Consider the following 25,991-nt stretch of genomic DNA (forward strand, 5'->3'; position numbering starts at 1 on the left):
TGCACGATACTTTCCATGGGCCGTCCGGCATGCGAGCCGCCGCGATCGCGCGGCGGCCGGGCCGGTGCGCCGGCCCTGACACTTCGGAGTTCCCGTGCAAAACCACGAGCGCCGCGCCCTGGTGCTGTTTTCCGGCGGGCAGGATTCGACAACCTGCCTGGCCTGGGCCCTGCAACGCTACGCCCATGTCGAAACGGTCGCCTTCGATTACGGCCAGCGCCACCGCATCGAGCTGGATGCGCGGCAGAATGTGCTGCGCGAAATGCGCGCCCGCCTGCCGCAATCGGCCTCGCGCCTGGGCGAAGACCACCTGCTGGACCTGTCCGTGCTGGGGCAGGTCGGCGACACGGCCATGACCAGCGACCGTCAGATCGAAATGCAGGCGAATGGCCTGCCCAATACCTTCGTCCCCGGCCGCAATCTGCTTTTCCTTACGCTGGCCGCGGCATTGGGTTACCGGCGCCAGCTGGATGTGCTGGTCGGCGGCATGTGCGAAACGGATTTCTCCGGCTACCCGGATTGCCGCGACGACACGATGAAGGCCCAGCAAGTCGCGCTGGCGCTTGGCCTGGGTACGAAGGTCACCATCGAAACCCCCCTGATGTGGCTGGACAAGGCGCAGACCTGGGCCCTGGCGCAGCGGCTGGGCGGCGACGAACTGGTGCGCATCATCGTAGAGGACAGCCACACCTGCTACCTGGGCCAGCGCGGCGCCCGCCATGACTGGGGCTATGGCTGCGGTACCTGCCCGGCGTGCACGCTGCGCAAGGCCGGCTGGGAGCGCTGGGCGGCGGGGCTGGCCGCGCCCTTGCCACCGGCTTAGGGATAAAGACGCAATAGCTTCGCCGCGCCGCGCCGCGCCGCGCGGCGGGCCCTTAGCGGTCGCGCGGTCCCGGCGGGGTGGTGTCGCCTTCGCCCAGCGCGCGCTGCATCAGCACCGTATCGCGCCATTCGCCCAGCTTGTGGCCCACCGAACGCAGCGTGCCCACGGCATGGAAGCCGCAGCGGGCATGCAGGGCCAGCGACGCCGCGTTGGCGCTGTCGCCCACCACGGCCAGCATCTGCCGCCATCCCAGCGCCGTGCAGCGCCGGACCAGTTCGGCCAGCAAGCGCCCGCCGATCCCGTGGCCGGCCATGCCCGGCTTCACGTAGACCGAATCCTCGCAGGTAAACCGGTAGGCCGGGCGCGGCCGGTACAGCGTCGCATAGGCATAGCCGGCGACCTGGCCGTCCAGTTCGGCGGCCAGGTAGGGCAGGTTGTTTGCCAGCACCGTCGCGCGGCGCTGCAGCATTTCGTCCAGGGTAGGGGGCGTCAGCTCGAAAGAAGCCGTGCCATGCAGCACGTGGTGGGTGTAGATGGCCTGGATGGCGGCCATATCGTCGGCGGTGGCATCGCGGATCAGCAGGCCGGAGGAAAGGGGGGCGGTCATCGGGTAACGGGTGAAGGATGGGAAGAACCGCTCGGAACGATCGTCCGGCGGGCGGCAGCGGAATTATGCGACGCCGCGGCGGGATCGGGGACTGGGGAACATCCGGACATTCCCCGGCCGCGGGCGGCGGGCCGCCGGAGGCCCGGCCCCCAGGCGTTATGATGGGAACCTTTTGGCCCGGTCCGCCCCGGCAAGCCGCGTCCCCGGTGCGGCGCGGGCCGTTCTGACAACTACCCGCTCTTTCCGAGACGACACGCCATGCCGCACTACCGTTCCCGCACCTCCACCCACGGCCGCAACATGGCCGGCGCCCGCGCCCTCTGGCGCGCCACCGGCATGAAGGACGGCGATTTCGGCAAGCCCATCGTCGCGGTGGTGAATTCCTTTACCCAGTTCGTCCCCGGCCACGTGCATCTGCGCGACCTTGGGGCGCTGGTCGCCGGCGAGATCGAAAAAGCGGGCGCGGTCGCCAAGGAGTTCAACACGATCGCGGTGGACGACGGCATCGCCATGGGCCACGACGGCATGCTTTACTCGCTGCCGTCGCGGGAACTGATTGCCGACTCGGTCGAATACATGGTGAACGCCCATTGCGCGGATGCCATGGTGTGCATTTCCAACTGCGACAAGATCACCCCGGGCATGCTGATGGCCGCGATGCGCCTGAACATCCCCGTCGTGTTCGTGTCCGGCGGTCCGATGGAGGCCGGCAAGATCAAGTCGTCGACCGACGGCAAGGTACTGGCCAAGATCGACCTGGTCGACGCCATGATCAAGGCCGCCGATCCCAAGATGTCCGATGCGGACGTCGCCGAATACGAACGCAGCGCCTGCCCCACCTGCGGCTCCTGTTCCGGTATGTTCACGGCCAATTCCATGAACTGCCTGACCGAAGCGCTGGGCCTGGCCCTGCCGGGCAACGGCACCATCGTCGCCACCCACGCCTGGCGCAAGGGCCTGTTCGAGGAAGCCGGCCGTTTGATCGTCGACCTGTGCCGCCGCTATTACGAGCAGGACGATGCCTCGGTCCTGCCCCGCAATATCGCCACCCGCGCGGCCTTCGAAAACGCCATGACGCTGGATGTCGCCATGGGCGGGTCCACCAATACCGTGCTGCATCTGCTGGCGGCCGTGCAGGAAGCCGGGGTCGATTTCACCATGACCGACATCGACCGCATCTCGCGCCGCACGCCTTGCCTGTGCAAGGCAGCGCCGGCCACCGACAAATACCATATCGAGGACGTGCATCGTGCCGGCGGCGTCATCGGCATCCTGGGCGAACTGGCGCGTGCCAATCTGCTGGACTTGTCCGTCGGCAACGTCCATAGCGGCACCCTGGGCAAGGCGCTGGAAAAGTGGGATATCGCGGGCGGCGCGGGCGAGCAGGCGCAGAAGTTCTTCCGCGCCGCGCCCGGCGGCGTGCCGACCCAGGTCGCCTTCAGCCAGGATGCCACCTACCTGACCCTGGACCTGGACCGCAGCAACGGCGGCATCCGCGATCTGGCCCATGCCTATTCCAAGGATGGCGGGCTGGCGGTGCTGTACGGCAACCTGGCGGAGAAAGGTTGCATCGTCAAGACCGCGGGCGTGGACGAAAGCCAGCTGGTCTTCAAGGGCCGCGCGCGCGTTTTCGAAAGCCAGGACGCCGCGGTCGACGCCATCCTCGGTGACAAGATCGTGGCCGGCGACGTGGTGGTGATCCGCTACGAAGGCCCCAAGGGCGGTCCCGGCATGCAGGAAATGCTGTATCCCACGTCCTATCTGAAGTCCAAGGGCCTGGGTAAATCGTGCGCGCTGTTCACGGACGGGCGTTTTTCCGGCGGTTCGTCGGGGCTGGTCATCGGCCATGCCTCGCCCGAAGCCGCCGAACGCGGCGCCATCGGCCTGGTGCATGACGGCGACGCCATTCACATCGACATTCCCAACCGCAGCATCCGCCTGGATGTCAGCGATGCCGAACTGGCGGCGCGTCGCCAGGAAATGGATAGCCGTGGCGACCAGGCCTGGAAGCCCGGCGAGCGCCAGCGCGTCGTATCGCAGGCCTTGCAGGCCTATGCCGCGCTGGCCACGTCGGCCGACCGCGGCGCCGTGCGCGACATCAGCCAGCTGACACGGCGTTGATCCCCGCGCGCCGGCGGCCCGTGCGGGCGGCCGGCCTTCCCCGCCAACGGGGTGCGCATCATGAAAAAACCGCCCGGACCCGGGCGGTTTTTTCATGCGCTCGCGCCAGCCGGCGCGCGGGCGGTCCCGCTTATAGGCATTCGGATGCAGGCTGGCCCGCCAGTGCCGGCCGTACCCTGCGATCCAGCCGCCAGCTGGCCAGCGCCACCAGCAATCCACCCGCCGTCATCAGGCTGGCCACCCACGGCAAGGCGGCCAATCCCGGGCCATGGTCGATGGTGACGCCGCCCACCCAGGCGCCCGCCGCATTGCCCAGATTGAAGGCCGCGATATTGAAGGCCGAGGCCAGGTTGGGCGCGCCGGAGGCTTTTTCGAGCACCCGCATCTGCAAGGGCGGCACCGTGGCGAATCCCGCCGCGCCCAGCAAGCCGACGGTAATCGCCGCCGCGATCTGCGAATGGACGGTGAACGCGAACACCGCCTGCAGCAGGGCCAGGATCAACAGCGTGCCGATCAGCGTCGGCATCAGGCGGCGGTCGGCGAACTTGCCGCCCAGCGTGTTGCCGATTACCAGGCCCACGCCGAACAGCAGCAGAATGGGCGAGACCGCGGCATCCGGGAAGCCCGCCAGCTGCGTCAGGAGGGGCGCGATATAGGTAAAGGCCGCGAATACCCCGCCGAAGCCCAGTACCGTCATCAGGAAGCCCAGCAGCACCTGCGGCCGGACCAGGGTGCGCAGTTCCTGGCCGAAATGGGCACGGTGCTCGTCACGGCTGCGCGGCACCAGCAGGGCAATGGCGGCCATGGCGATGATGCCTATGGCCGTCACCGCCCAGAACGTGCTGCGCCAGCCGAAGTGCTGGCCCAGCCAGGTCCCCAGCGGCACGCCCATCACGTTGGCCAGCGTCAGGCCGGTAAACATCAGGGCGATGGCCGAAGCCTTCTTGTCCGCGGCGACCAGGCCGGTGGCCACCACCGAACCGATGCCGAAGAAGGCGCCGTGCGCGAAAGAGGTCAATACGCGCGCGGCCATCAGCGTCCCGTACCCCGGTGCCACCGCGCAGGCCAGGTTGCCCACGGTGAAAAGCAGCATCAGCCCCAGCAGCACGGTCTTGCGTTGCAGGCGCGACATCAAAGGCGTGACGATGGGGGCGCCGACGAAGACGCCCAGCGCATAGCCGGTCACCAGCAGCCCGGCCGTGGACAGGCCGACGCCCAGGTCGGCGGACAATTCGGGCAGCAGGCCCATGATGACGAATTCCGTGGTCCCGATGCCGAAGGCACCCGCGGCAAGCGCCCATAAGGCGATAGGCATTTCAGTTCCCGCAAATGGTTTGGAAGCGCGTATTTTGCGCGCCGGTCAACCGCGGAAACAGCCCGTCAAGGACAAAGGACTTGTACGCGCAGCGCAAAAATCGTCGCCAGGCGCGCGCGCGTGCAAGGAATGACGCCGCAGGGGGCAGCGTCAGAGATAGCCTTGTTCCATCTCGCGCCGGAACTGCAGCGCCTCCCGCGCTTCGTCATAGTCCACGTCCGACCATTTCAGTGCCTGCGTGGCCCGGACGGGATTCTTCAGCTTGACGTCGTGCGCCAGGCCCAGCGGCAGGTAGCCGCCTTCCACGGAGTCGCGCGCCGGCATCAGGCGGCCATACACGGTATAGCCGCCTTCGCCGTCCAGTATCTGGCCGGGCTTCATATCGCGCTTGGCCGTGGCCACGACGTCGCCGTGCCAGCCGGTGGGCGCGCCGGTCGGTTCGCGGCGCAGCGCGACGCTGGCCACGCTGATGCCCAGTTCCATTCCCATCAGGTGGTAGGGCTTGTACATGGCGGAATAGTTGCCGGTCGGGTCGGTGACCACGCCGTATTCCTTGAAGCAGCGCCGGACATAGTCGCTGTCGGCCGCGATGACCACGTACACGCCCCAGCGCAGGTCGCGGTACACCGGCCGGCCGTCGCGCTCGAGCGAGGACACGACTTCCACCTGCCCGCGGTGATGCAGCGTGCCGCCGTCGTCGCGCGGCCGCAGCACCCGGGCAAGGTCATCCACGCCGCAGGGCGGGAAATGCAGGCCGGAAGGCGCGGGCAGCAGGCCCGTCGAATTGGAGACCGCCGCCATTTCGATCGCGCTCTTGGTGCCGTCCAGGAAACTGTTGAACATCTGCGCGTTGAAATCGCCAGCCGCGACCATTTCCGGCGTGAAGCCGTAGTAGGGCCAAACCGTGTCCGGGGTGGAAGTGTGGAAGGCGGGCAGGTATTTGGTGCCCTTGCCGGCCGCGATGACCTCGAAACCGCTGGCCCGCGCCCAATCCACCATCTCGCAGATCAGGGCGGGCTGGTCGCCGTAGGCAAGCGAATAGACGATGCCGGCCTCTCGCGCCCGGCGCGCGAGCAAGGGCCCGGCCAATGCATCGGCCTCGACGGTGACCATGATGATGTGCTTGCCGTGTTCGCAACAAGCCAGCGCGTGGCGTATGCCGGCCGCCGCGCTGCCGCAGGCATCGATGACGACGTCGATTTCCGGATGCGCGATGATGGCCAACGCGTCCTCCGCGCAGTAAACGCTGCCGTTGCGGCACGCTTCGCCGATGGACGCGGCCTGCAGCGCCGTGGCGGGCCAGCCGACCTTGGTCAGTGCCGCGCGTGCCGATGCGGGCTTGAGATCGGCCACCGCCACCAGGCGCATGCCGGAGGTGCGACGTGCCTGGCTGAGAAACATGGATCCGAACTTGCCGGCACCGATCAGGGCGATGCGTATCGGCTTGCCGTCGGCTTCTCGTTGCTTGAGCATGCGGTGAAGGTTCATCCCTGTCTCCTGTCGCCCCCGTTGGCGGTCCGGTCAGCTTACCGCAGGCGGACACGGCCGCGGCGGGCGGTGTCACGCGAATATCGCGCTTTAAGGCATTTGGCGGGCGCTTCAGCCATCCGCGCGATAGAGTTCGCCACCCAGCACATTGCGCCAGTTCGCCCAGGAGAGACGCGGCTTGTCCGTCACATGCCGGTTATACGGCGCGTCGTACACGATGTGCCGCCAGCGGGGGCGGGCGGCGCCTTCGATGGCCGGCCGGTCGTCGATCAGGATGTCGCCCTGCACCAATGTCTTGTCGCGCGTCAGGATCAAGCGCTCCGTCCAGGGCCGCCCCAGGTGCCGTTCCACCCATTGGTATTTTTCCGCGACGCAGTTCTCGTACTGGCGCAGGGGCGAGCTGCAGATGCGGACATCCATGCCCAGCCCGGCCAGCTCGCGCAGGGCTTCCAGGGCGCCCGGCACGGGCGGCAGGTTCCGGATGAATCCGGGGGCGGTGTACAGCGCTTCGGCGCGGGGCCGCAGTTCGGCGGGATAGTCCTCCAGGATGTGGAAAGACTTGCGCTGCTCGAATTCCACCGGCGCGATGTCCGGATGCGCATCGCGCCAGGCCGCGATGAAGGCGTTCTCGAAATCGGCGAGTACGCCGTCTTGATCGATCAGGATAAGCATGGTCCCGCGCGAAAGGGCTTCTAGGGCGACTATTGTGCCTGACGCCGCGGCGCTAGACGCGGGTCGAGGCCACGATGCGATAGCGCCCGGAGCCGTTCTGCACGGACGCCACCAGCACATATCGGTCGTAGCGCCAGGCGATCGCAGGGGGCGCGTGCGCCGGCAATTCCCGTGTGTCCGCGTTGCGCAACAACGTAACGTGGGGGCGGAAATGCGGTTCCGGCTGCGCCGGATGCAGGCCGCGCACCCAGTCCCACAGGCGCCGGTGTTCAGTCTCCAGCCGCGCGGCACCCTCGTCGGCCTGGCCGTTGTCCGCATCCGCCGGTCCCGCCCATACGATGCGTGGGCGAGGGAAGGCGCCATAGCGGCTCAGGATGACCGTACCCGGTTCGATGTGCCTGGACTGTGTTTCCGCGATCAGCGGGGCCAGCAGGTCCGGCGGGGTGTCGCCCAGGAAGCCCAGCGTCAGGTGCAGCGTATCCGGCCGCATGATGCGGCCGCCGCACGTGGCATGGGCACGCGTCGCCCATGCGCCCAGGGTGCGTACCGTGGCCGCGTCCGGCCATAGCGCGAAGAACAGGCGGACGGGCGCGGCGGGCGGATCGGCTTGGGGCGGAGCGGGCGTGGATGGCATGGCGAAAAAAAAGGGGGGCTCGAAAGAGGCCCCCCAGTTTGCCATCCGCGTCAGCGCTGCGCCACGGGTCGGACCGGCGCCACCGGCATGGGCTTGTCCGCGGCACCGGCGTCGCCGGCGGGCGGGTTGCCCGCCTGCTGAGCCTGGGGCAGACCCAGGTCCCAGCCGCCGCCCAGCGCACGGATCAAATTGACCGTGGAGCGCGCCCGCTCGCCATCCAGCTGCACCGAGACGCGCTGCTGCGTCAGCACCGTGCGGTCCGAGTCGATCACGTCCAGGTAGCTGATGGAGCCTTCCTTGTACTGCGTGTGCGACAACTGCGCGGCGCGGGAGGATGCCTGCACGGCGCGATCCTGGGCCTGTGTCTGCTGATCCAGGATGCGCAGGTTGGCCAGGTTGTCCTCGACTTCGCGGAAGGCGCCCAGTACCGACTGGCGGTAGTTCGCGACGTCCTCTTCGTAGACGGCGCGGGCGCGATCCAGGCCGGCCTGCCGGCGTCCCGCGTCGAAAATCGGCAGGCTCAGCATGGCACCGGTCAGCGGGCCCAGCAGGAAGGTGCGGCTGGACCATTCGAACAGGTTGCCCAGCTCGGACGATTCATAGCCCGCGTAGCCGGTGATGTTCAGCTGCGGAAAGAACGCCGCGCGCGCGGCGCCGATGCGGTCGTTGGCCGCGGCCATGGCGCGTTCGGCCGCGGCAATGTCGGGCCGGCGTTCCAGCAGCGAGGACGGCAACCCGGCCGGCACGGTGATCGCGATGCGCGCCAGCGGATTGGGCGGCAGCGTGAATTCGGCCGGTGCCTTGCCCAGCAGTACCGCCAGGGCGTGCTCGGACGCCGCACGGCGGCGGTCGATGCCCAGCGCTTCCGACTGGGCGGATGCCAGTTCCGAACGCGCGCGGGCCACGTCCAGCTCGCTGATATCGCCTTCCTTGTAGCGCCGTTCGATCAGGTCCAGCGTCTGCTGGCGCAATTCCAGCGTGCGTACATAGATTTGCCGTTCGGCATCCAGTTCGCGGACGATGTAGTAGTTCTCGGCCACATCGGCCTGCAGCGCCAGTTGTACCGACCGCAACAGCGCTTCGCTCTGCTGCGCGTCGGCGGTGGCGGCATCGACGGTGGACGATACCCGGCCGAACAGGTCGGCCTCGTACGAGACGCCCAACTGCCCGCGCCACAGCGTGCCACTGGTGGCGGGGCCGTCGTCGGGCAGGCCCTGCGATGCCGGCGAGGCGCGCTGCCGCGTCGGGCCGAAGTTCGCCGTGACTTCCGGGAACAGGGCCGAACTCGTCTGGCGTTGCAGCGCGCGGGCCTGCGCGAGCCGCGCCACGGCGGCCTTCAGGCTCTGGTTGGCCTCGGCGGCCTGGCTTTCCAGGGCGTTCAGCGTGTCATCGCCGAACACCTTCCACCATTCGCCGCGCAGCATGTCTTCGGACGGCTGGGCGGTCTTCCATTGGCCGGCCTCCTGCGGGGGCAGCGCCTCCTTGAAGGCCGCCGTCACGGGCGCCGTGGGACGCTGGTAATCCGGCGTCAGCGAGCAGCCCGCCAGGATCGTCGCGACCAGGGCCGACAACGCGAAGCGGTTCAGGGTTTTCATGCGGGACTTCATGTCTGTCATCCAGTTCGATTTATTCGGCGCCGGGCACGGGGTGGCCGTGAGCCTGGGATTGGCCGTGCGGCGCGGTCGCGGGGGCCTCGTGCCTGCCGGCCGAGTGCAGCTTGCGCGGATTGATGGAGCGCAGCGTGACGTAGAAAACCGGTGTCAGGAACAACCCGAACAAGGTCACGCCCAGCATGCCGAAGAACACCGCGATACCCATGGCGTGGCGCATTTCGGAACCGGCGCCCGAGGAATACACCAGCGGCACCACGCCCATGATGAAGGCGATCGACGTCATCAGGATGGGGCGCAGACGCAGGCGGCAGGCTTCCACGGCGGCATCGAAGGCGCTGCGGCCCTGCATTTCCAGTTCGCGGGCGAATTCCACGATCAGGATGGCGTTCTTGCATGCCAGCCCCACCAGCACCATCAGGCCGATCTGCGTGAAGATGTTGTTATCCCCGCGTGTCAGCCACACGCCCGCCAGTGCCGCCAGGATGCTCATGGGCACGATCAGGATCACGGCCAGCGGCAGCGTCAGGCTTTCATACATCGCGGCCAGCACCAGGAACACCAGCAGCACGCTGATCGGGAACACCCAGATGCCCGCGTTGCCGGCCAGGATCTGCTGGTAGGTCAGGTCGGTCCACTCGAACTTGATGCCGCGCGGCAGGGTCTGCGCCGCGATGCGTTCGGCGGCTTCCTTGGCCTGGTCGGACGAATAGCCCGGCGCCGGCCCGCCGTTGATGTCGGCGGCGGTGTAGCCGTTGTAGCGAACCACCATCTCAGGCCCGTAGGTCTGCGACACGCGCACCAGCGAGGACAGCGGCACCATGTCGCCGGCTGCGTTGCGCGTCTTCAGCAGGCCGATGTCCTCGGGCCGGGCGCGAAAGGGCGCATCCGCCTGGGCGCGTACCTGGAATACCCGGCCGAAACGGTTGAAGTCGTTCACGTACAGCGAGCCCAGATAGATCTGCATGGTGTCGAAGACGTCCGTCACCTTCACGCCCAGCTGCTTGGCCTTCACGCGGTCCAGGTCCACGTCCAGCTGCGGCACGTTGATCTGGTAATTGGAGAACGACGGGCCCAGTTCGGGCGCTTTGGCGGCCGCCGCGACGAAGGCCTGCGTGGCGCGGTCCAGCGCTTCGTAGCCCAGCGCGGCGCGGTCCTCGATCTGCAGCTTGAAACCGCCCAGCGTGCCCAGGCCCATCACCGGCGGGGGCGGGAACACCGCGATGAAGGCGTCCTTCACCGCGCCGAACTTCTGGTTCAGGGATGCCGCGATCTTGTCCGCCGGCAAGCCGTCGCGGACACGCTCGTCGAAGGGCTTGAGGGTGACGAAGACGATGCCGGCGCTGGAACTGTTGGTGAAGCCGTTGATCGACAGCCCCGGGAAAGACACGGCGTGATCCACGCCGGGTTCCTTCATGGCGATGTCGCCCATGCGGCGGATCACGTCTTCCGTGCGGTCCAGCGAGGCGCCGGTGGGCAATTGGGCGAAGCCCACCAGATATTGCTTGTCCTGCGCCGGCACGAAGCCGCCGGGCACGATGTACGAGATGCCCACGGTGGCTGCCAGCAGCAACGCGTACACCAGCAGGCTGGCGGACTTGCGCTTCATGACGCCGCCGACGTTGCTGGAATAGCCCTCCGATGCGCGGTTGAACACCCGGTTGAACCAGGCGAAGAACCGTCCCAGCACCTTGTTCATCGCGCGCGTCAGCCAGTCCGGTTCGGCGTCATGGCTTTTCAGCAGCAGCGCGGCCAGGGCCGGCGACAGCGTCAGCGAGTTGAAGGCCGAGATCACGGTGGAGATCGTGATCGTCATGGCGAACTGCTTGTAGAACTGTCCGGTCAGGCCGGTCATGAAGGCCAGCGGCACGAACACCGCCGCCAGCGTTGCCGCGATGGCGATGATGGGGCCGCTGACTTCCCGCATCGCGCGGTAGGTCGCCTCGCGTGGCGTCAAGCCGGCGGCGATATTCCGTTCGACGTTCTCCACCACCACGATCGCATCGTCCACGACGATCCCGATGGCCAGCACCATGCCGAACAGCGACAGCGCGTTGATCGAATAGCCGAAGGCGAGCAGCAGCGAGAATGTCCCGATGATGGACACCGGTACGGCCAGCAGCGGGATCAGCGACGCGCGCCAGGTTTGCAGGAACACGATGACCACGATCACGACCAGCGCGATCGCCTCGAGCAGGGTATGCACCACCGCTTCGATACTGGCACGGACGAATTGCGTGGGGTCGTACACCACGTCGTACTTCACCGACGGCGGGAAATCCGCCGACAGTTCCTTCATCGCTTCGCGGACTTGCTTGGAGACGTCCAGGGCGTTCGCGCCCGGCGCCTGCATGATGCCCAGCGCCACGGCCGGCTTGTTGTCCAGCAGCGAGCGCAGTCCGTATTCGGCCGCGTCCAGTTCGACGCGCGCGACGTCGCCCAGTCGCACCACGCCGCCGTCCGGCGAGGTCTTCAGGACGATATCGCGAAACTCTTGTTCGCTGGTCAGGCGGCCCTGCGTGTTGACGTTCAATTGCAGCGGCACGTTCGGCAGCGTGGGCGAAGCGCCGATCACGCCGGCCGCCACCTGCACGTTCTGCTCGCGGATCGCGGCGATGACGTCGCTGGCGGTCATGCCCATCTGGGCGACTTTCTGCGGATCCAGCCAGATGCGCATGGAATAGTCGCCGGAACCCCACAGCTGCACATCCCCGACGCCGGAAATCCGGGCCAGCCGGTCCTTCACGTTCAGTACCGCGTAGTTGCGCAGGTACGTCATGTCGTAGCGGTTGTCGGGCGAGATCAGGTGCACCACCAGCGTCAGCGTCGGCGAGCTCTTGGCGGTGGTCACGCCCAGGCGCTGTACGTCGTCGGGCAGGCGCGGCAGCGCCTGCGACACGCGGTTCTGCACCAGCTGCTGCGCCTTGTCCGGATCCACGCCCAGCTTGAAGTAGACCGTCAGCGTCATATTGCCGTCGCTGTTGGCCTGCGCCTGCATGTACAGCATGTCTTCGACGCCGTTGATCTGCTCTTCCAGCGGCGCGGCCACGGTTTCGGCGATGACCTTCGGGTTGGCGCCCGGGTATTGCGCGTGCACCACCACGGAAGGCGGTACGACTTCGGGATATTCCGATATCGGTAGCTGGAACATGGCCAGTATCCCGGCCAGTAGTATCAGCACCGACAACACGCCCGCGAAGATCGGGCGGTCGATGAAGAATTTGGATATGTTCATGACGCTCTCGGTGGCGAATCAGGTCAGGCGGGGTCGGCGGGCGTCTTGGTCTGGGTGGTCCGTATCGGGGATTCCAGTTCCGCCATGGGCACGACGGTGGGCGTCACGGCATCGCCCGGCCGCACACGCTGCAACCCGTTCACGACGATGCGCTCGCCCGGCTTCAGGCCTGCGGTGATGACGCGCAGGCTGCCCTGCGCGGAACCCAGATGGACTTCGCGGTATTGCGCGTGGTTCTGCCCGTCCACGACCATGACGAAGCGCTTGTTCTGGTCGGTGCCCAGGGCGCGCTCGTCGATCAGGATGGCCTTGTGCGGATCGCCGCCACCCAGCCGGATGCGGGCGTACAGGCCGGGCACCAGGGTGCCGTCGGCGTTATCGAACGTGGCGCGTACACGGATGGTGCCCGAGCCGGTGTCCAGCCGGTTATCGACGTATTGGACCTTGCCGCGGCGCGAATAGCCGTCTTCGTTCGCCAGGCCCAGGAACACCGGTACCTGGTCGCCCTTGCCGGTGCGGGCGGGATTGATGTACTTCAGGAAGCTCTGTTCATCGACGTCGAAGGACGCGTACATCGGGTCCACCGAGACCAGCGTGGTCAGGGGCGTCGACGCGGCGCCGGCGGCGACCAGGTTGCCCACCGTGACTTCGGCCCGCGACACGCGGCCCGACACGGGCGCCACGATATGCGTGTAGCCCAGGTTCAGCCGGGCGATTTCCAGCGCCGCCTGCGCCGCCTTCAGGTTGGCGGCCGCTTCGCGCGCGTCGTTCTGCTTTTGTTCGAAATCGCGGCGCGCGATGGCATTGTCGGCGATCAGGCGCTGGGCCCGGGCCAGTTCGGATGCCGTGTACGCCACGCGTGCCTTGGCGCCAGCCAGGTTGGCCTCGGCGCGGTCGACTTCGGCCTGATAGGGCAGGGGATCGATGGTGAAAAGCTCATCCCCCTTGCGGACCAGGCTGCCGTCCTTGAAATGCACGGCCACCAGGGTGCCGGACACACGGGGACGGATCTCCACGCGGTCCACGGCTTCCAGCCGGCCGGAATAGCTTTGCCAGTCCGTGATGGAGCGTTCGACCACCTCGGCCACATCGACCGGCGCGGCCGGCGGCGCGTCGGCTGCCTTGGCGCTGTTGGCTCCCTGGCCGCGGGTCAGGACGATGCCGCCGGCGATGGCGATGATGACGGCGAACGTGGCCGCCAGTGCGTAGCGACTGCGCAACACAGACATGTGAATCCTCTTTCTTAGGGATAACGGCGGTAGGGCGGACACTTCCCCGGGTGCGCACGGCGGCGCGGGTCACGGATGCCGGGCGGTATGCCCGGGCGGCGGCTCAGCCGCCTTCGCGCTGGTTTTTATGGTTATCCATGCCTGGACATGGGTTGCCGGACGGCCAGTCCTTGGCGAAAACCGGCCTGACGCGGCGCGCGTCCGTGACGGAGGTTTGGGGGAGCAGGCGTCCGGGAGTTCCGGGAGCCGGCCTGACCACTTTCCACCGAATTAATCGGAATGGCGGCATTCTGGCTGTTTTGTTTGCTCGAATAAATACCTATACTCGAACAACTCTATTCGGCGAGCTCGAACAATTATTTGTTCATAATGCCGTCACACAGAATTCGTCGAGGTCTTCCATGGATCGTTTTCAGGCCATGCAGGTATTCGTCCGGGTCGTCGACGCGAACAGCTTCACGCGCGCGGCGGACCACCTGGCGCTGCCCCGTACCACCGTCACGACCATCATCCAGAACCTGGAAAAGCTGCTGAACGTGCGCCTGTTGAACCGCACCACGCGGCGGCTCAGCCTGACGCCGGACGGCGCCGCCTACTACGAGCGTTGCGTCCGTATCCTGGCCGACGTCGAGGAAGCCGAAGCCGCGTTCATGGACGCGTCGCGGCGCCCGCGCGGCAAGCTGCGCATCGATACACCCGCGGCCATCGGCCGCCTGATCCTGATTCCTTCGCTGTGCGAGTTCCGCCAGCGCTATCCGGACATCGAACTGGTGATCGGCATGGGCGACCGCCCGGTAGACCTGGTGCAGGAAGCCGTCGATTGCGTGATCCGCGTGGGCGAACTGAAGGATTCCAGCATGGTCGCACGCCGCATCGGCATGTTCGAGGGCATCACCTGCGCCGCGCCGGACTATATCGAATCGCACGGCGAACCGCAAACGCTGGAAGACCTGGCCGACCATGTCGCCGTGCATTACTTCTCCAGCCGTACCGGCCGCGTCATCGACTGGGACTTCATGGTCGACGGCCAGGCGATGGAAGTCAAAATGCGCGGCATCGTGTCGGTGAACGACGCGGACGCCTACATGGCCTGCGGGCTGCAGGGTTTCGGCCTGATCCAGCCGCCGCGGTACATGGCCTTGCCCTATCTGCAAAGCGGCGCGCTGAAGGAAATCCTGCCGGCGTGGAAACCCAAGCCCATGCCCATCTCGGTGGTCTATCCGCACAACCGCCACCTGTCGCCCAAGGTGCGCGCCTTCACGGACTGGGCCGCCGAAATCTTCGGCCGTTGCCCGCTGCTGAGCGGCCGCAGCGACGTCGTGGACAGCGAATGCACCTGGGCGGGGCAGGAGCGGCTGCATGCCGAAATGGCCGCGGGCCTGGCCCAGCGCGCCAGCCAGAAGCCGCGGCCGGCGCCCGCCGCGCGCGCGGCCCAGGCCAGCGATGCGGCCCAGGCCGGCCATCCCGCGCGGGCCTCCCGCGGCGCCACGCCCGCTTTCCTGGATGGCGCGGCATCCTCCCCGGAATCCGCCCCGGTGGCGTCATGATGCGCCTGGCCGGCTGCCCGCGGACGTCCGGCGGTCCGGGACGTCCGCGTCGGCCTTAGCGGCGGGGTTTCCGGGTGAAAGGATCTCGTCTGTCCCTGGCATCGCTGCGGATTTTCCTTGCCGCGGCACGGCACCTGAATTTCAGTCGCGCGGCGGAACAGCTGCATCTGACGCAAAGCGCCGTCAGCAAGCATATCCAGGCCCTGGAAACCCGGCTGGGGGCCAGCCTGTTCAAGCGCACCTCCACCGGTTTGCGCCTGACCCACGCCGGCGCTTTGTACCTGGAGCGCGTCAGCGCCGCCGTGCGCCTGCTCGACGAGGCCGATGCCGTGGTCGCCCGGCCCGATGCCAGGGTCGCCCTGAATATCGCCGTGTCGCCCTCCTTCGCCCAGTTCTGCCTGATCCCGGGCCTGCGCGAATTCTTCGATACCCATCCGGAAATCCGCATCAATCTGCGTCCGCGCCTGCTGTATGGGCGCGACAAGGCAGAGCGCTTCGACGCGGAAATCCAGCTGCACACCGGCCATATGACGGGCATGACCACCCAATACCTGTGCGGCCGCGAAATGGCGCTGGTGGGAGCGCCCTCGTTGTTCGCGCGCAACCCCGTGCGCGGCATGGAGGACCTGGCCAATGTGCCGCTGCTCAAGCGGGCCCAGCGCGGCTACGGGTGGGACGAATGGAAAGCCGATATGGCGCCGTCCTGGCCGGGGCCGGCCGCCACCGCACCCGAATACGAAGGGTTTTCCGTGCTGATGCCCGCCGTTTTGAACGGGTTGGGGGTGGCCATCGTGCCGCTGTGCATGGTGGCCGATGCCCTGCGGGCGGGACAATTGCAGCGCCCCTTCGGCGAGTCGGTGGAGGGGCGCTACGCCTACTACCTGATGCGGCCGCGTCCGGACGTGGGCGGCCCCTACCTGGATGCCTGGTGCGAGTGGATCGCGGGCCGCGCCGACGCGCTGAACCAAGCGGTGGCCGCGCTGGCGTGAGCGGGGCCGTCCGCACTATTCCATTCTGGAATACCTCATGCTCATACTTCCCTTGCCACGCTTCGCCCCTGTCTGCAGAATCGCAGAAAGTAACTTTTCTTTGCCGCGGGGGCATCACTATGAAATATTGGAAATCCTTCTGCGCGGCCGCCGCTTTGTCGGTGGCCGCCGTGGCGCCCGTCCGGGCCGCCTACCCTGACCAACCGATCAAAGTCGTCGTTCCCTATACCGCCGGCGGCAGCTCCGACGTCATCGCGCGCGCCATCAGCGACGAACTCAGCACGGCGCTCGGGCAATCCGTGATCGTCGAGAACCGCGCCGGGGCCGGCTCCATGATCGGCACCGCCTACGTCGCCAACGAGAAACCGGATGGCTACACGCTGCTGTTGGCGGACGTGCCCTTCACCATCGTCCCCGCGCTTTACGGCGACCGCATCAAGTACAACGCGCGCACCGGTTTCGCGCCGATAGCACTGCTGGGCCTGTCGCCCATGTACCTGTTCGTCAATCCGTCGTTTCCGGCCAAGACGGTCCAAGAGCTGGTCGATGCGGCGCGCGCCAAGCCGGGCACGATTTCCATCGGTTCGGGCGGCAACGGTTCGCTGACCCACCTGATGGCCGAACTGCTCATGCTGAACACGAATATCAAGCTGGTGCACATCCCCTACAAGGGCGCGTCGGCGTCGGTGAACGACCTGGCGGGCGGACAGATCGATGCCAGCTTCACGACCATGCCGACCGCGACCGCGCTCTTCCAGGGCGGCAAGATCCGGCCCATCGCGGTCTCGGCGCCGCAGCGGCAGAAAGAAACGCCCAACGTCCCGACCTTCGACGAAGCCGGCGTGCCCAACATGGGCGTGCAGAGCTGGTGGGGCCTGGTCGCGCCGGCGGGCACGCCCGCGGCCGTCCAGGAAAAACTCAGCGCCGCCATGGCGAAAGTCATGCAATCGCCCAAGGTGCAATCGCGACTGAGTAGCGTGGGGGTCAACCTGCCGCCGGATACCAGTGCCGCTGCCCTGAATAACCTGCTGACGGCCGACTTCGCCCGGTGGCAGGATGTGGTCAAGCGCGCCAACATCACTTTCGAGTAAGAGGCTGGCGCATGACTCCCTGGCTGGACGACGCCGCGGCCGATGCCGCGCTGATGCACGATTTTCACGCGATTTGCGCCTTCGGCGGACGTTTGTCCGGTAGTGGGCAGGATACCGCCGCCATCGCATGGGCCTTGAGCCGCATGCGCCAGATCGGCGGCGAAGCCAAACGGCTGCAGGTGCCCTATGACGGCTGGCGCGCCGGTCGCGCCAGCCTGGCATTGGTCGGCCAACCCTCCCAGGCGCTGGCATGCCGCGCGCTGCTGCGGTCCGCCTCGACGTCGCCGGAGGGCCTGGAAGGCGATCTGCTCGACCTGGGAGAAGGACGCACCGAGGATTTCGATCGCGCCGGCGACGCCGTACGCGGCAAGATCGTGCTGGTGCGGCATGAATATCCGTTTACCCCACGCCACATGCATCGCCGCCGCAAATACGACCTGGCGGTCGAGCGCGGGGCAGTGGCCTTCCTGATCGCCAATCCGCTGCCCGATGGCGGGCTGTTGTCCGGTTCGTCCGGGCGTCCGCGCGGCGGCGCGGGCATTCCCGCGGCCTACGTCGACAACGCAACAGGGCAGGTCCTGGCGCGTGCCGCCGCCGCGGGCCCCGCGCGGGTCCACCTGCGCATCGAGGGGCAGGAGGATGAACACGCAATGGCCGACCTGGCCATTCTCGACATCCCGGGCGGCACGGACAGCCGTATCGTCATCAGCGCGCACATGGATGGCCACGACCTGGGTAGCAGCGCCCTGGACAACGCCACCGGCGTGGCCGTGGCGCTGGCCGCCGCGCGCGCCCTGGCGCCCCGCGTATCGGCGCATACCCATGGCCTGCAGGTCTGCCTGTTCACCGCGGAGGAATGGGCCCTGGCGGGATCGCGGCGTTACCTGGCCGATATGGATCCCGGCCAGCGGCAATCGCTGAAGCTCAATATCAACCTGGACACGGTTGGCGGCGACAGCCATCTCACGGCGCTGATCAGTGATTTCCCGGCGCTGGCGGCCTTCGTCTCGCAAGCTGGTGCGGATGCCGGCGTTCCGGTGTCCACGTATCTGCCCCTCATGCCGAATTCGGACCATGCGAACTTCGCGGCCCATGGCATACCGGCGCTGAGGCTGGTGGCGGGATTCGATCGGCCCGAATCCTCGGTCAACAACATCCTTTCGCCCGGGGATATCGAGGCAGTCGTGCAGGAAAGCGAGTTGCGTAATGCGCTACGGGCAACCTGCGCGATGGCGTGGCGGGCGCTTACGCTGCCGCAGGACGACTTGCAGGCGCTGGCACGCCGTTAAGCGACGCGTCGGCGCATTGTGAAATCCGGATTCCAAGCGCGCGGCGATTAGGATCGCTGAAGAAAGCGGTCGGTATCCGAGGGTGAATTGGACTGAAAAATGCCGCGCCTTCGCGGGCGGCCGCGACGGTGTGCTTAGACTTCCGCCTTTCGCCATTTTGGCGGCACCAGGAAAGGAAGGGAATGACCGCGACATTCAGCGCCACATCCGCCGCTCCGCGGACGTCCCCTCCGGGGATGGATCATCCCGCCGATAGCCGGCCGGACGCCTGCGCGTGCCATGCCCTGATCGCCGCGTTCGAAAGCGTTCCGGGACTACGCCGCAAACGCGAGGCATCCGACGAGGTAATCGTCGAATGCCTCGATGCCGCTTCGTCGGAAACCGAACCGGCGACCATGGTGCAACGGATTCCGGTGTAGCCCCGCGCCATCATTACCCGGGGCCACCCTTCAGGCGCGTGGCGACGGTCCGCGCTACAGGTCCAGCTTGCTGATCTTGGTGCCCTGGATCGACAGGTCCGCCATCAAGCCGGCATTGGTCAGGAAGAAGGCGACGACCGATTGCTTGGCGGTATTGGTGTCCACCGCGCCATTCGCGCCGATCTTCGCCACCGCCACGGATGCATCCGCGCCCGCGCTCCAGCCGTTGCTATTGCGGAATTTGGTCAGTTCTTCCTGGGTCATGAACATGATGACCACCGCGCGCGACTGCGCGCCAGCCTGCCACCCGATCGAGCCGGAAGTCATGCTGTAGTACCCGGCATTCGCGTTGCCCACGCGCAGGGCGCCTTCGCCGTATTGGGCGCCCACCACGAAGCCCGCCTGCAGCACGTTCGGGAACACGAGGATACCCTTGGCGTTGTTGGCCATCTCGCGGGAGCCCTTCACCGTGCTGTACAGCCGGCTCAAGGTGGCATCGACGCCGCTATTGATTTCCTGCCGCTTGCTGCCAGGCGAAGCGGACGATTTGGGCCCGGTGGTGCTGCACGCAGCCAGGGCCGTTGCGAGCATCAGGGCGGCCGGCAAAGTCACGAAATTTCGACGATTCATTGTTTGTTCTCCCAGCGTTGTACGAATGCAGCGGGCCCGGCCCGCCTCGGTTTGGGAATGCGTGGTGGCTGCTCTGCCTCGCACTCTGCACCCATTATTCGCCACAACAATTCAAACAACGGCGACATTCGCCTACCGATTGCAACTCACCGGGCGTACAGTTTCTCCACCGGCACGGGGTGGGCTTTCCAGATTCGCTCGCAATACTCCCGGATCGCGCGGTCCGAGGAGAACTTACCGGTGCGGGCGGTATTCAATATGGACATGCGCGTCCAGGCCTGGGTATCCCGATAGGCTTCGTCCACGCGCGCCTGGCAAGCCGCATAAGAGCTGTAATCCGCCAGCAGCATGTATGGGTCGTGATGGAGCAGGTCGTCCAGCAGCGGTGCAAACAGCTCGCTGTCGCCCCGCGAAAAGAAGCCGGACCGGATCAAATCCAGGACCGCGCCCAGCTCCGGATCCCGGGACAGGTAGTCCAGCGGGCGATATCCTTCCCGCCGCATCGCGTAGACTTCCTCGGCCGTCAGGCCGAACAAAAAGAACTGGTCTTCGCCTACTTCTTCACGGATCTCGATGTTGGCGCCGTCCATGGTGCCGATGGTCAGGGCGCCGTTCATGGCGAACTTCATGTTCCCCGTGCCGGAGGCTTCCTTCCCGGCCAGCGAGATCTGTTCCGACAATTCCGCCGCCGGGTACACCCATTGGCCGAGGGTGACGCTGTAATTGGGCAGGAATACCACCTTCAGGCGGTCGCGCACGTCCGGATCGCTATTGATGACATCGCCGATCGACGTGATCAGCTTGATCATCAGCTTGGCGCGCGCATAACCGGGCGCGGCCTTGCCGCCGAAGATAAACGTGCGGGGCGCGATATCCAGGTTGCGCTGGGATTTGAGCCGGTGGTAAAGCGCGGCGATATGAAGGGCGGACAAATGCTGCCGCTTGTACTCATGGATGCGCTTGACCTGTACGTCGAACATGGAGTCCGGGTCCACGCGGATGCCGGTCTTGCGCAGAATCACCGCGGCCAGGTCGACCTTGTTGGCCCGCTTGATGGCGCGCCATTCGCTGCCGAAGGCGGCGTCCTCGGCATAGGGTTCCAGGTTCGATATCAGCGACCAATCCTTGATCCAATCTTCGCCGATGCAGCGGCCGATCAGCTTGGTCAGGCGCGGATTGCTCAATGCCACCCAGCGGCGCGGCGTGACGCCGTTGGTCATGCTGTCGAATTTCTCCGGCCACATGGCGTAGAAATCCTTCAGCAGGTCGCGTTTCAGCAATTCCGAATGCAGGTTGGCGACGCCGTTGATGGCATGGCTGCCCACACAGGCCAGATGTGCCATGCGCACATAGCGTTCGCCGGTCTCGTCGATCAGGGACAGGCGGGCGATGCGCGTTTCGTCGCCGAAGAAATGGATGCGGGCCTCGTTCAGGAAGCGCGCATTGATCTCGTAGATGATTTCCAGATGGCGCGGCAGGACGCGGCGGAACAGTTCCAGCGGCCAGCGCTCCAGCGCTTCCGGCAGCAGCGTGTGGTTGGTATAGGCAAATGTCTGGCGCGTGATGTCCCATGCACGTTCCCACGGGACCAGGTGTTCGTCCACCAGCAGGCGCATCAGCTCGGCCACCCCGATGGCCGGGTGCGTATCGTTCAGCTGCATGGCGAAGGATTTGTGGAACGACGTCACGGGCTGGCCGCGTTGCCGCTGCAGGCGCAGCATGTCCTGCAGCGAGCAGGACACGAAGAAGTATTGCTGTTCCAGCCGCAATTCCTTGCCCTGGAGGCTCTCGTCATTCGGATACAGTACCTTGCTCAAATTCTCCGACGTCACCTTCTTGCTGACCGCGCCCAGGTAGTCGCCGCGGTTGAAGACATGGAAATCGAAGGCCTCGGTGGCTTCCGCCCGCCATAGCCGCAGGGTATTGGTCGTGCCCACCCGGTAGCCGGGTATGGGTGAGTCGAAAGGCACGCCCGCGACGGTTTTCTCCGGCACCCAGCGAACGCGAAAGCGTCCGCTATCGTCCGTGTACTGCTCGGTGTGTCCGCCGAGCTTGACCTGGACCGCCCATTCCGCGTGCTGTATCTCCCAGGGATTGCCATAGCGCAGCCACGCGTCGGTGTTCTCCACCTGCCAGCCATCCATGATGGTCTGATAGAAGATGCCGTATTCGTAACGGATGCCATAGCCGATGGCGGGTACTTCCAGCGTGGCCAGGGACTCGATGAAGCACGCGGCCAGCCGGCCCAGGCCGCCGTTGCCCAGCCCCGGTTCTTCCTCCTGGCGCAGCAGTTCGTCCAGGTCCAGGCCCAATTCGCTCATCGCCAGCCGGATCTCGTGCGAAATGCCCAGGCTAAGCAGGTTGTTGCCCAAATAGGGACCCATGAGGAACTCGGCCGACAGATATGCCACTGTACGTGCGTTACGTTTCTGATAGGTAGCTGTGGTGTCGAACCATGACGGAACCAGCCGATCGCGCACGGTATGCGCAAGGGACTGATACAGATCATTCTTCGACGCGATGTCCAGGGACTTTCCCTGGGTGTACAGCAGGTGGTCCAGAAAAGCCCTTTTCAGGGATTCCCGCGATAGAGATGACCGGTCGTGTTCAGGGCGCGTACCCGCGGGCGTGGTGCTGTCTGCGGCATTGGCGGCCTGTGCACCAGCGGCGATGGTGGCATTGGCGTGATCGTTCAAGATGGCTTCCTTGCGTTCGATCCGGTAAACAAAAATCCTAATCCAAAAGAATTCGCTTTGAAAGGTTACGGGCTGAACAATCGGCAACAAGGTTCAAGCAAGATCGCAGCGTTCTCCGCTGCCGTCATGATGCCTGGCGCGCGGAATCGCGCAACCGCCACGGCAGCAGCCTGGATGCCCGGCCAGGCTGCGCGGGCCCGGTTGCCCGGTAATTTTTCCCACTGTTCCTCAGTCCGGCACGGGGCGCGGGTGCGGCTTCCGCCGATACCGCGCCATTGGCGCCGACACTAGACTCGAACTCACCGGTTCGCTGCGGCCACCCGGCGGCAGCGCCGCCCCGATCACGTTTTCCTCCGCCCTGTGTGGCGGTGACTCACAGGTAATCAAACGATGGCTGCCATCCACGGCTCCCCCGTTTCATCAACGATTCATCAAGACGGCGCCGCGGATCGCATGCGCGCCATGGACCCGGCGAAACGTCCCTTCCAGAAGCGTGCCGGCACGCGCAAGCGCCTTGGCGCCGTCGTGCAGGCCGCGATGGAAAGCATGGCGCAGTCCTATGTGGGCGTGCCCGACCAATCCGCCGGACGCGCGGGCTCCGGTTCGCGCAAGGCGGCCAATAAACTGCGCCGGCAGTTCTACTCGCTGCTCGACATGCTGGCGGCCGGGCAGGACCGCGGGCCGCTCGATCCCAAGGCGGCGCTACACCAGATCCTGGGCATCGTCGCGACGCAGAAGTTCGCCACGTCATGGGAACGTACCTCGCAGCCGTTCATCGATGCGTTCATGCGGAACTGCCCGCGCGAGGACAGTCTCCAGATTTTCAATCGCCTGAACGAGCTCGAGGGCGCGGTATCCCAGGTTGTGATGGACGAGACCAATCGCCAGGATGTACAGGGCGTCATGGCAGTCCTGAAGCGCGCCGCCGTACGGGAACTGGCCAGGCAGGGTATAAGCGCATCGTTGGAGACCCTGGTGGGCGAGCTGCGCCAGGCGCAGCCGGATCCCCGGCTGGTTGCCCGGGCCTGGTTCTCGCTGGAAGAAGGGGTGCGCGAAGCGGCATACCAGGAACGGCTGCCCCCCATCGATTACCTGCAAGGCAGCCTCGAGGGCCTGCCCTCGGTGTCGACACGGGTCCTGGCCGTCGTCTTGTCGGGCCGCGTTCCGTCCCACGCGCGCGCGGCGCGCTACATCCTGGAAACCGCGATAGACCATACCCCGCGCGATCCGGCCCGCGAGGCCGGTCGGGAGCGCCTGAATACCTATATGGTGTCCGAAGCCGTGCGTCTGCACATCGTGTCGTGCATGGAGCGCAAGATTGTCGAAACCGTGTCCCGGTTCGAAAACGCCGTGCGGCCAGGTATCCGGACGGCGGAAGTCGCGAATCGGGAGTGGCGCGATATCCGGCGCATGGCCGATACGCTGGGATGGATCTACCTGCACAGCGACTGGGAGGAAGCGGACGAGCCGGCGGCGCTGGACGCCGCGGCGGAACAGCAATTCGCCTGCGCCGTCCTGCTGATGAAGGATCAGACCGCGGCGGCCTTCCTGGAACGTGTGGATACGGACCGCCTGCTGGCGATGTGCGCGCATCAGGAGCAGTGCAACGCTGAGCAGCGCGCGCATCTGGCCGGCCCGCTGCGCCATGCCTGCGAAGCGCGGTTCGGCGCCTTGCGTAAAAGCGTCGAGGCCGCCCGTTCCGATGTGGATGCGGCGGCGGGCCAGGACAGGCGCATCGCCACGGCGCATGCGCTGCTGGCATTGAGCGATGCACTGGCGGGCTGCGAACGATTTGCGGTTCGTACCTTCAATCCCCATGCGTGGCGTGAAGACACGCATGTCGATGCCGCCATTGTGCGTGCCGCCGCCAGCCTGCGCATGGCGGGCGAGCCTGGCAATATGCTGGGCGACCCTACGCTCAGCAGCCTGGACGACCAGGCCTTCGCGCATCTGCGCCAGATCGACGATCCGCAGGTGGTCGCCGGCCTTGCGCTCGACCCGGCAGCAGCCTCGGCGCAGGCCCGGCACCGGCTGGCCCATGCGGACATCGCGGTCGATGTCCGGCTGGCGCAATTGTCGGATCTGTTGCGCAGTCCGGCGCTGGCTCCGCGCGCTTTCGCCGGTGCCATCGCCGCGGTCGCGCTGGCGGATATGGCGCGCCGCGAAATGACGGCGGCGTTCCGGGCCGGGCCGGTCGACCATCCCGCCAATGCGGTATCGCCCGGCCTCAATCGCGAAGTCGGAATGATGCTGTATCGCAAGGACGGGGGGGCACCGCTGCATTGGACAGAGGGCAGGCGCCATATCGGCGGGCTGCGGGATGCGCTGCGCCAGATACGCGCGGCCGCGCTTCATGGTGGCGCGGCCCATGACGAACCGAGGTTCGCATCGCTGGATGCCGCGGTATCGGTACTCGATGCCCTGGGACGCCATTTCGGTGTCCCCGCCGCGGGTGGCACGATGGGCGCGGCACGCCCGGGATCGAACGATCCCTATTGGAACGACGCCTGCCTGGCCGATATCGCACCGTTCTTCGGCCTGAGGTACGAGCCGTCGCTGCGCGCGGCGTTGCCGTTATGCGGGGCCATGCACCGGGCGCGGCTGCTGGCCGCGGTCGGCATGAGGATGGCACTGCCGGATTCGTCCGGCGTGCAGGCCGTCGTGGCGAAAGCCCCAGGTTCGCCAACTATGGCGCAGGTCGACGATTACTTCCGCGACGCGGCGTATCGGCGTGGCGAGCTCTCCCTGGTGGTTGCGGGATCGCAGCCGTATCCTTCCCTTATCGCACGTGCGCTCGCGGCAGGCGACGAACTGAATTCGCAGCCGATACCCGCGCTGGAGGGCGAACTTCTCAAGCTGGCCGGGTTCAGCGAGGGGGCGGATATCGCGCTGACGCGGTTGATGTCGGCGGTGGCGCAGGGCGCCGACGACTTCGTGCGCGACGCACGCGAACTGCCAGAGGCCTGGCGCTGGGCGCGCATTCCGGAACCGCAAGCCGTGCGGCATATCCGTTTCTGTGTCGGCGAGATGCCGCGGGGCGGCTATCGGCTGGATGTGTCGGCATGCCTGGAAACCCCGCATCCGGATACCGAAGTTCTTCTGTCGTTCGCGATGCATATCAACGCGACCGCTGGCCGGGTAACGAGTCTGATAGTGCCGCCGGAGGCGCGTTTGCTACCGGCGCTGGCGGCGGCGACAGGCAACGTCACCGGGAAGACGGTTACTACGGCCGGATTCGGTGCTTTCCGAGCGCATTTCGGCGACCGCATGCCGATCGCCGCTGTAGGCGCCTGACACTTCGTTTTCTATCTCCATATCGGAAATTCACTTCATGCCGTCTGCAACAAGCCTCGCCGTCCATACCAGCCAAGTGCCGTCCGAACCGCCGTCGGCGCCAAAGAAATCGGATAGCGCCTACCAGGCAAAGCCGGGCCGGCGAAAGGCATCCGTCCGCCGCTTTGCACTCAGCCAAAGAGGGGGGTCCGCGCGCAGGATCATGGACGTGAAAGTACGTGGCGCCGTTCGCCATCAGGGCGCCGAGGCCGCTGGCATTGCGAGTCGGCAACCGCGGGCGTCGCGGCCGGGAGCGGAATGCG

17 protein-coding genes and 1 pseudogene are annotated in these 25,991 nt (G+C 66.5%); 8 read left to right on the top strand and 10 right to left on the bottom strand.

What is annotated here, in order from left to right; all coding sequences use genetic code 11:
* Nucleotides 1-94 precede the first annotated feature (94 nt).
* The gene (queC, locus tag CAL28_RS01760; RefSeq protein ID WP_094839699.1) at nucleotides 95-823 is read left to right on the top strand and encodes a 7-cyano-7-deazaguanine synthase QueC; all 729 of its coding nucleotides are present in this window, start codon (nucleotides 95-97) and stop codon (nucleotides 821-823) included.
* Between the two features lie 52 nt (nucleotides 824-875).
* Here queC and CAL28_RS01765 read toward each other — a convergent pair whose 3' ends face one another.
* Entirely contained in the window at nucleotides 876-1,430 is a 555-nt protein-coding gene (locus tag CAL28_RS01765) for a GNAT family N-acetyltransferase (RefSeq protein WP_094839700.1), read from the bottom strand.
* Nucleotides 1,431-1,688: 258 nt separating this feature from the next.
* Between CAL28_RS01765 and ilvD the strand changes: the two genes are divergently transcribed.
* On the top strand, nucleotides 1,689-3,551 hold the full coding sequence (gene ilvD, locus CAL28_RS01770; RefSeq protein ID WP_094839701.1) for a dihydroxy-acid dehydratase: 1,863 nt from the start codon (nucleotides 1,689-1,691) through the stop codon (nucleotides 3,549-3,551).
* Between the two features lie 130 nt (nucleotides 3,552-3,681).
* Here ilvD and CAL28_RS01775 read toward each other — a convergent pair whose 3' ends face one another.
* The 7 genes from CAL28_RS01775 to CAL28_RS01805 form a co-directional block, all read right to left on the bottom strand.
* Nucleotides 3,682-4,866 carry an MFS transporter gene (locus tag CAL28_RS01775; RefSeq protein WP_094839702.1) on the bottom strand — a complete coding sequence of 395 codons (1,185 nt, stop codon included), beginning with the start codon at nucleotides 4,864-4,866 and terminating at the stop codon, nucleotides 3,682-3,684.
* A gap of 150 nt (nucleotides 4,867-5,016) precedes the next feature.
* Nucleotides 5,017-6,354 (bottom strand): NAD(P)H-dependent oxidoreductase, encoded by a 1,338-nt coding sequence (locus CAL28_RS01780; RefSeq protein ID WP_094839703.1) that lies wholly within the window; start codon nucleotides 6,352-6,354, stop codon nucleotides 5,017-5,019.
* A gap of 111 nt (nucleotides 6,355-6,465) precedes the next feature.
* The gene (locus tag CAL28_RS01785; RefSeq protein WP_094839704.1) at nucleotides 6,466-7,026 is read right to left on the bottom strand and encodes a 5'-3'-deoxyribonucleotidase; all 561 of its coding nucleotides are present in this window, start codon (nucleotides 7,024-7,026) and stop codon (nucleotides 6,466-6,468) included.
* Between the two features lie 52 nt (nucleotides 7,027-7,078).
* Nucleotides 7,079-7,660, bottom strand: a complete 582-nt coding sequence (thpR, locus tag CAL28_RS01790; RefSeq protein ID WP_094840567.1) for an RNA 2',3'-cyclic phosphodiesterase — start codon at nucleotides 7,658-7,660, stop codon at nucleotides 7,079-7,081.
* Between the two features lie 50 nt (nucleotides 7,661-7,710).
* Nucleotides 7,711-9,267 (bottom strand): efflux transporter outer membrane subunit, encoded by a 1,557-nt coding sequence (locus CAL28_RS01795; RefSeq protein ID WP_254925955.1) that lies wholly within the window; start codon nucleotides 9,265-9,267, stop codon nucleotides 7,711-7,713.
* A 19-nt stretch (nucleotides 9,268-9,286) separates the two neighbouring features.
* Entirely contained in the window at nucleotides 9,287-12,505 is a 3,219-nt protein-coding gene (locus CAL28_RS01800) for an efflux RND transporter permease subunit (protein WP_094839706.1), read from the bottom strand.
* Between the two features lie 23 nt (nucleotides 12,506-12,528).
* The gene (locus tag CAL28_RS01805) at nucleotides 12,529-13,734 is read right to left on the bottom strand and encodes an efflux RND transporter periplasmic adaptor subunit (protein ID WP_094839707.1); all 1,206 of its coding nucleotides are present in this window, start codon (nucleotides 13,732-13,734) and stop codon (nucleotides 12,529-12,531) included.
* A 401-nt stretch (nucleotides 13,735-14,135) separates the two neighbouring features.
* Here CAL28_RS01805 and CAL28_RS01810 point away from each other — a divergent pair.
* The 5 genes and pseudogenes from CAL28_RS01810 to CAL28_RS01830 all read left to right on the top strand — a co-directional run.
* Nucleotides 14,136-15,071 (top strand): annotated as a pseudogene (locus tag CAL28_RS01810) (LysR family transcriptional regulator); the annotation flags it as partial.
* A 284-nt stretch (nucleotides 15,072-15,355) separates the two neighbouring features.
* On the top strand, nucleotides 15,356-16,270 hold the full coding sequence (locus tag CAL28_RS01815; RefSeq protein ID WP_094839709.1) for a LysR substrate-binding domain-containing protein: 915 nt from the start codon (nucleotides 15,356-15,358) through the stop codon (nucleotides 16,268-16,270).
* A gap of 119 nt (nucleotides 16,271-16,389) precedes the next feature.
* A complete protein-coding gene (locus tag CAL28_RS01820; RefSeq protein WP_094839710.1) occupies nucleotides 16,390-17,361 on the top strand; it encodes a Bug family tripartite tricarboxylate transporter substrate binding protein in 972 nt (323 codons plus the stop codon).
* 11 nt (nucleotides 17,362-17,372) lie between these two features.
* A complete protein-coding gene (locus CAL28_RS01825) occupies nucleotides 17,373-18,650 on the top strand; it encodes a M28 family peptidase (protein WP_094839711.1) in 1,278 nt (425 codons plus the stop codon).
* Between the two features lie 182 nt (nucleotides 18,651-18,832).
* On the top strand, nucleotides 18,833-19,069 hold the full coding sequence (locus tag CAL28_RS01830; RefSeq protein WP_094839712.1) for a hypothetical protein: 237 nt from the start codon (nucleotides 18,833-18,835) through the stop codon (nucleotides 19,067-19,069).
* Nucleotides 19,070-19,123: 54 nt separating this feature from the next.
* On the opposite strand, the gene CAL28_RS01835 is transcribed toward CAL28_RS01830, so the two are convergent.
* Both CAL28_RS01835 and CAL28_RS01840 read right to left on the bottom strand, forming a co-directional pair.
* Nucleotides 19,124-19,699, bottom strand: a complete 576-nt coding sequence (locus CAL28_RS01835) for a BPSL1445 family SYLF domain-containing lipoprotein (protein ID WP_094839713.1) — start codon at nucleotides 19,697-19,699, stop codon at nucleotides 19,124-19,126.
* 146 nt (nucleotides 19,700-19,845) lie between these two features.
* Complete coding sequence (locus tag CAL28_RS01840) at nucleotides 19,846-22,371, bottom strand: glycogen/starch/alpha-glucan phosphorylase (protein WP_094840568.1); 2,526 nt, start codon at nucleotides 22,369-22,371, stop codon at nucleotides 19,846-19,848.
* A gap of 486 nt (nucleotides 22,372-22,857) precedes the next feature.
* On the opposite strand from CAL28_RS01840, the gene CAL28_RS01845 reads away from it, so the two are divergent.
* The gene (locus CAL28_RS01845; RefSeq protein WP_141218122.1) at nucleotides 22,858-25,689 is read left to right on the top strand and encodes a hypothetical protein; all 2,832 of its coding nucleotides are present in this window, start codon (nucleotides 22,858-22,860) and stop codon (nucleotides 25,687-25,689) included.
* Nucleotides 25,690-25,991: the final 302 nt, after the last annotated feature.

The sequence above is a fragment of the Bordetella genomosp. 11 genome (assembly GCF_002261215.1).
In the GTDB taxonomy this organism is placed as follows: Bacteria; Pseudomonadota; Gammaproteobacteria; order Burkholderiales; family Burkholderiaceae_B; genus Bordetella_C.

Bases quoted from the DNA above. Each gene is read 5' to 3' on its own strand.
- thpR (WP_094840567.1), bottom strand. From the start codon at position 7,660: ATGCCATCCACGCCCGCTCCGCCCCAAGCCGATCCGCCCGCCGCGCCC.
- CAL28_RS01820 (WP_094839710.1), top strand. From the start codon at position 16,390: ATGAAATATTGGAAATCCTTCTGCGCGGCCGCCGCTTTGTCGGTGGCC.
- CAL28_RS01765 (WP_094839700.1), bottom strand. From the start codon at position 1,430: ATGACCGCCCCCCTTTCCTCCGGCCTGCTGATCCGCGATGCCACCGCC.
- CAL28_RS01835 (WP_094839713.1), bottom strand. From the start codon at position 19,699: ATGAATCGTCGAAATTTCGTGACTTTGCCGGCCGCCCTGATGCTCGCA.
- CAL28_RS01800 (WP_094839706.1), bottom strand. From the start codon at position 12,505: ATGAACATATCCAAATTCTTCATCGACCGCCCGATCTTCGCGGGCGTG.
- ilvD (WP_094839701.1), top strand. From the start codon at position 1,689: ATGCCGCACTACCGTTCCCGCACCTCCACCCACGGCCGCAACATGGCC.
- CAL28_RS01830 (WP_094839712.1), top strand. From the start codon at position 18,833: ATGACCGCGACATTCAGCGCCACATCCGCCGCTCCGCGGACGTCCCCT.
- CAL28_RS01775 (WP_094839702.1), bottom strand. From the start codon at position 4,866: ATGCCTATCGCCTTATGGGCGCTTGCCGCGGGTGCCTTCGGCATCGGG.
- CAL28_RS01780 (WP_094839703.1), bottom strand. From the start codon at position 6,354: ATGAACCTTCACCGCATGCTCAAGCAACGAGAAGCCGACGGCAAGCCG.
- CAL28_RS01825 (WP_094839711.1), top strand. From the start codon at position 17,373: ATGACTCCCTGGCTGGACGACGCCGCGGCCGATGCCGCGCTGATGCAC.
- CAL28_RS01805 (WP_094839707.1), bottom strand. From the start codon at position 13,734: ATGTCTGTGTTGCGCAGTCGCTACGCACTGGCGGCCACGTTCGCCGTC.
- CAL28_RS01795 (WP_254925955.1), bottom strand. From the start codon at position 9,267: ATGAAGTCCCGCATGAAAACCCTGAACCGCTTCGCGTTGTCGGCCCTG.
- CAL28_RS01845 (WP_141218122.1), top strand. From the start codon at position 22,858: ATGGACCCGGCGAAACGTCCCTTCCAGAAGCGTGCCGGCACGCGCAAG.
- CAL28_RS01785 (WP_094839704.1), bottom strand. From the start codon at position 7,026: ATGCTTATCCTGATCGATCAAGACGGCGTACTCGCCGATTTCGAGAAC.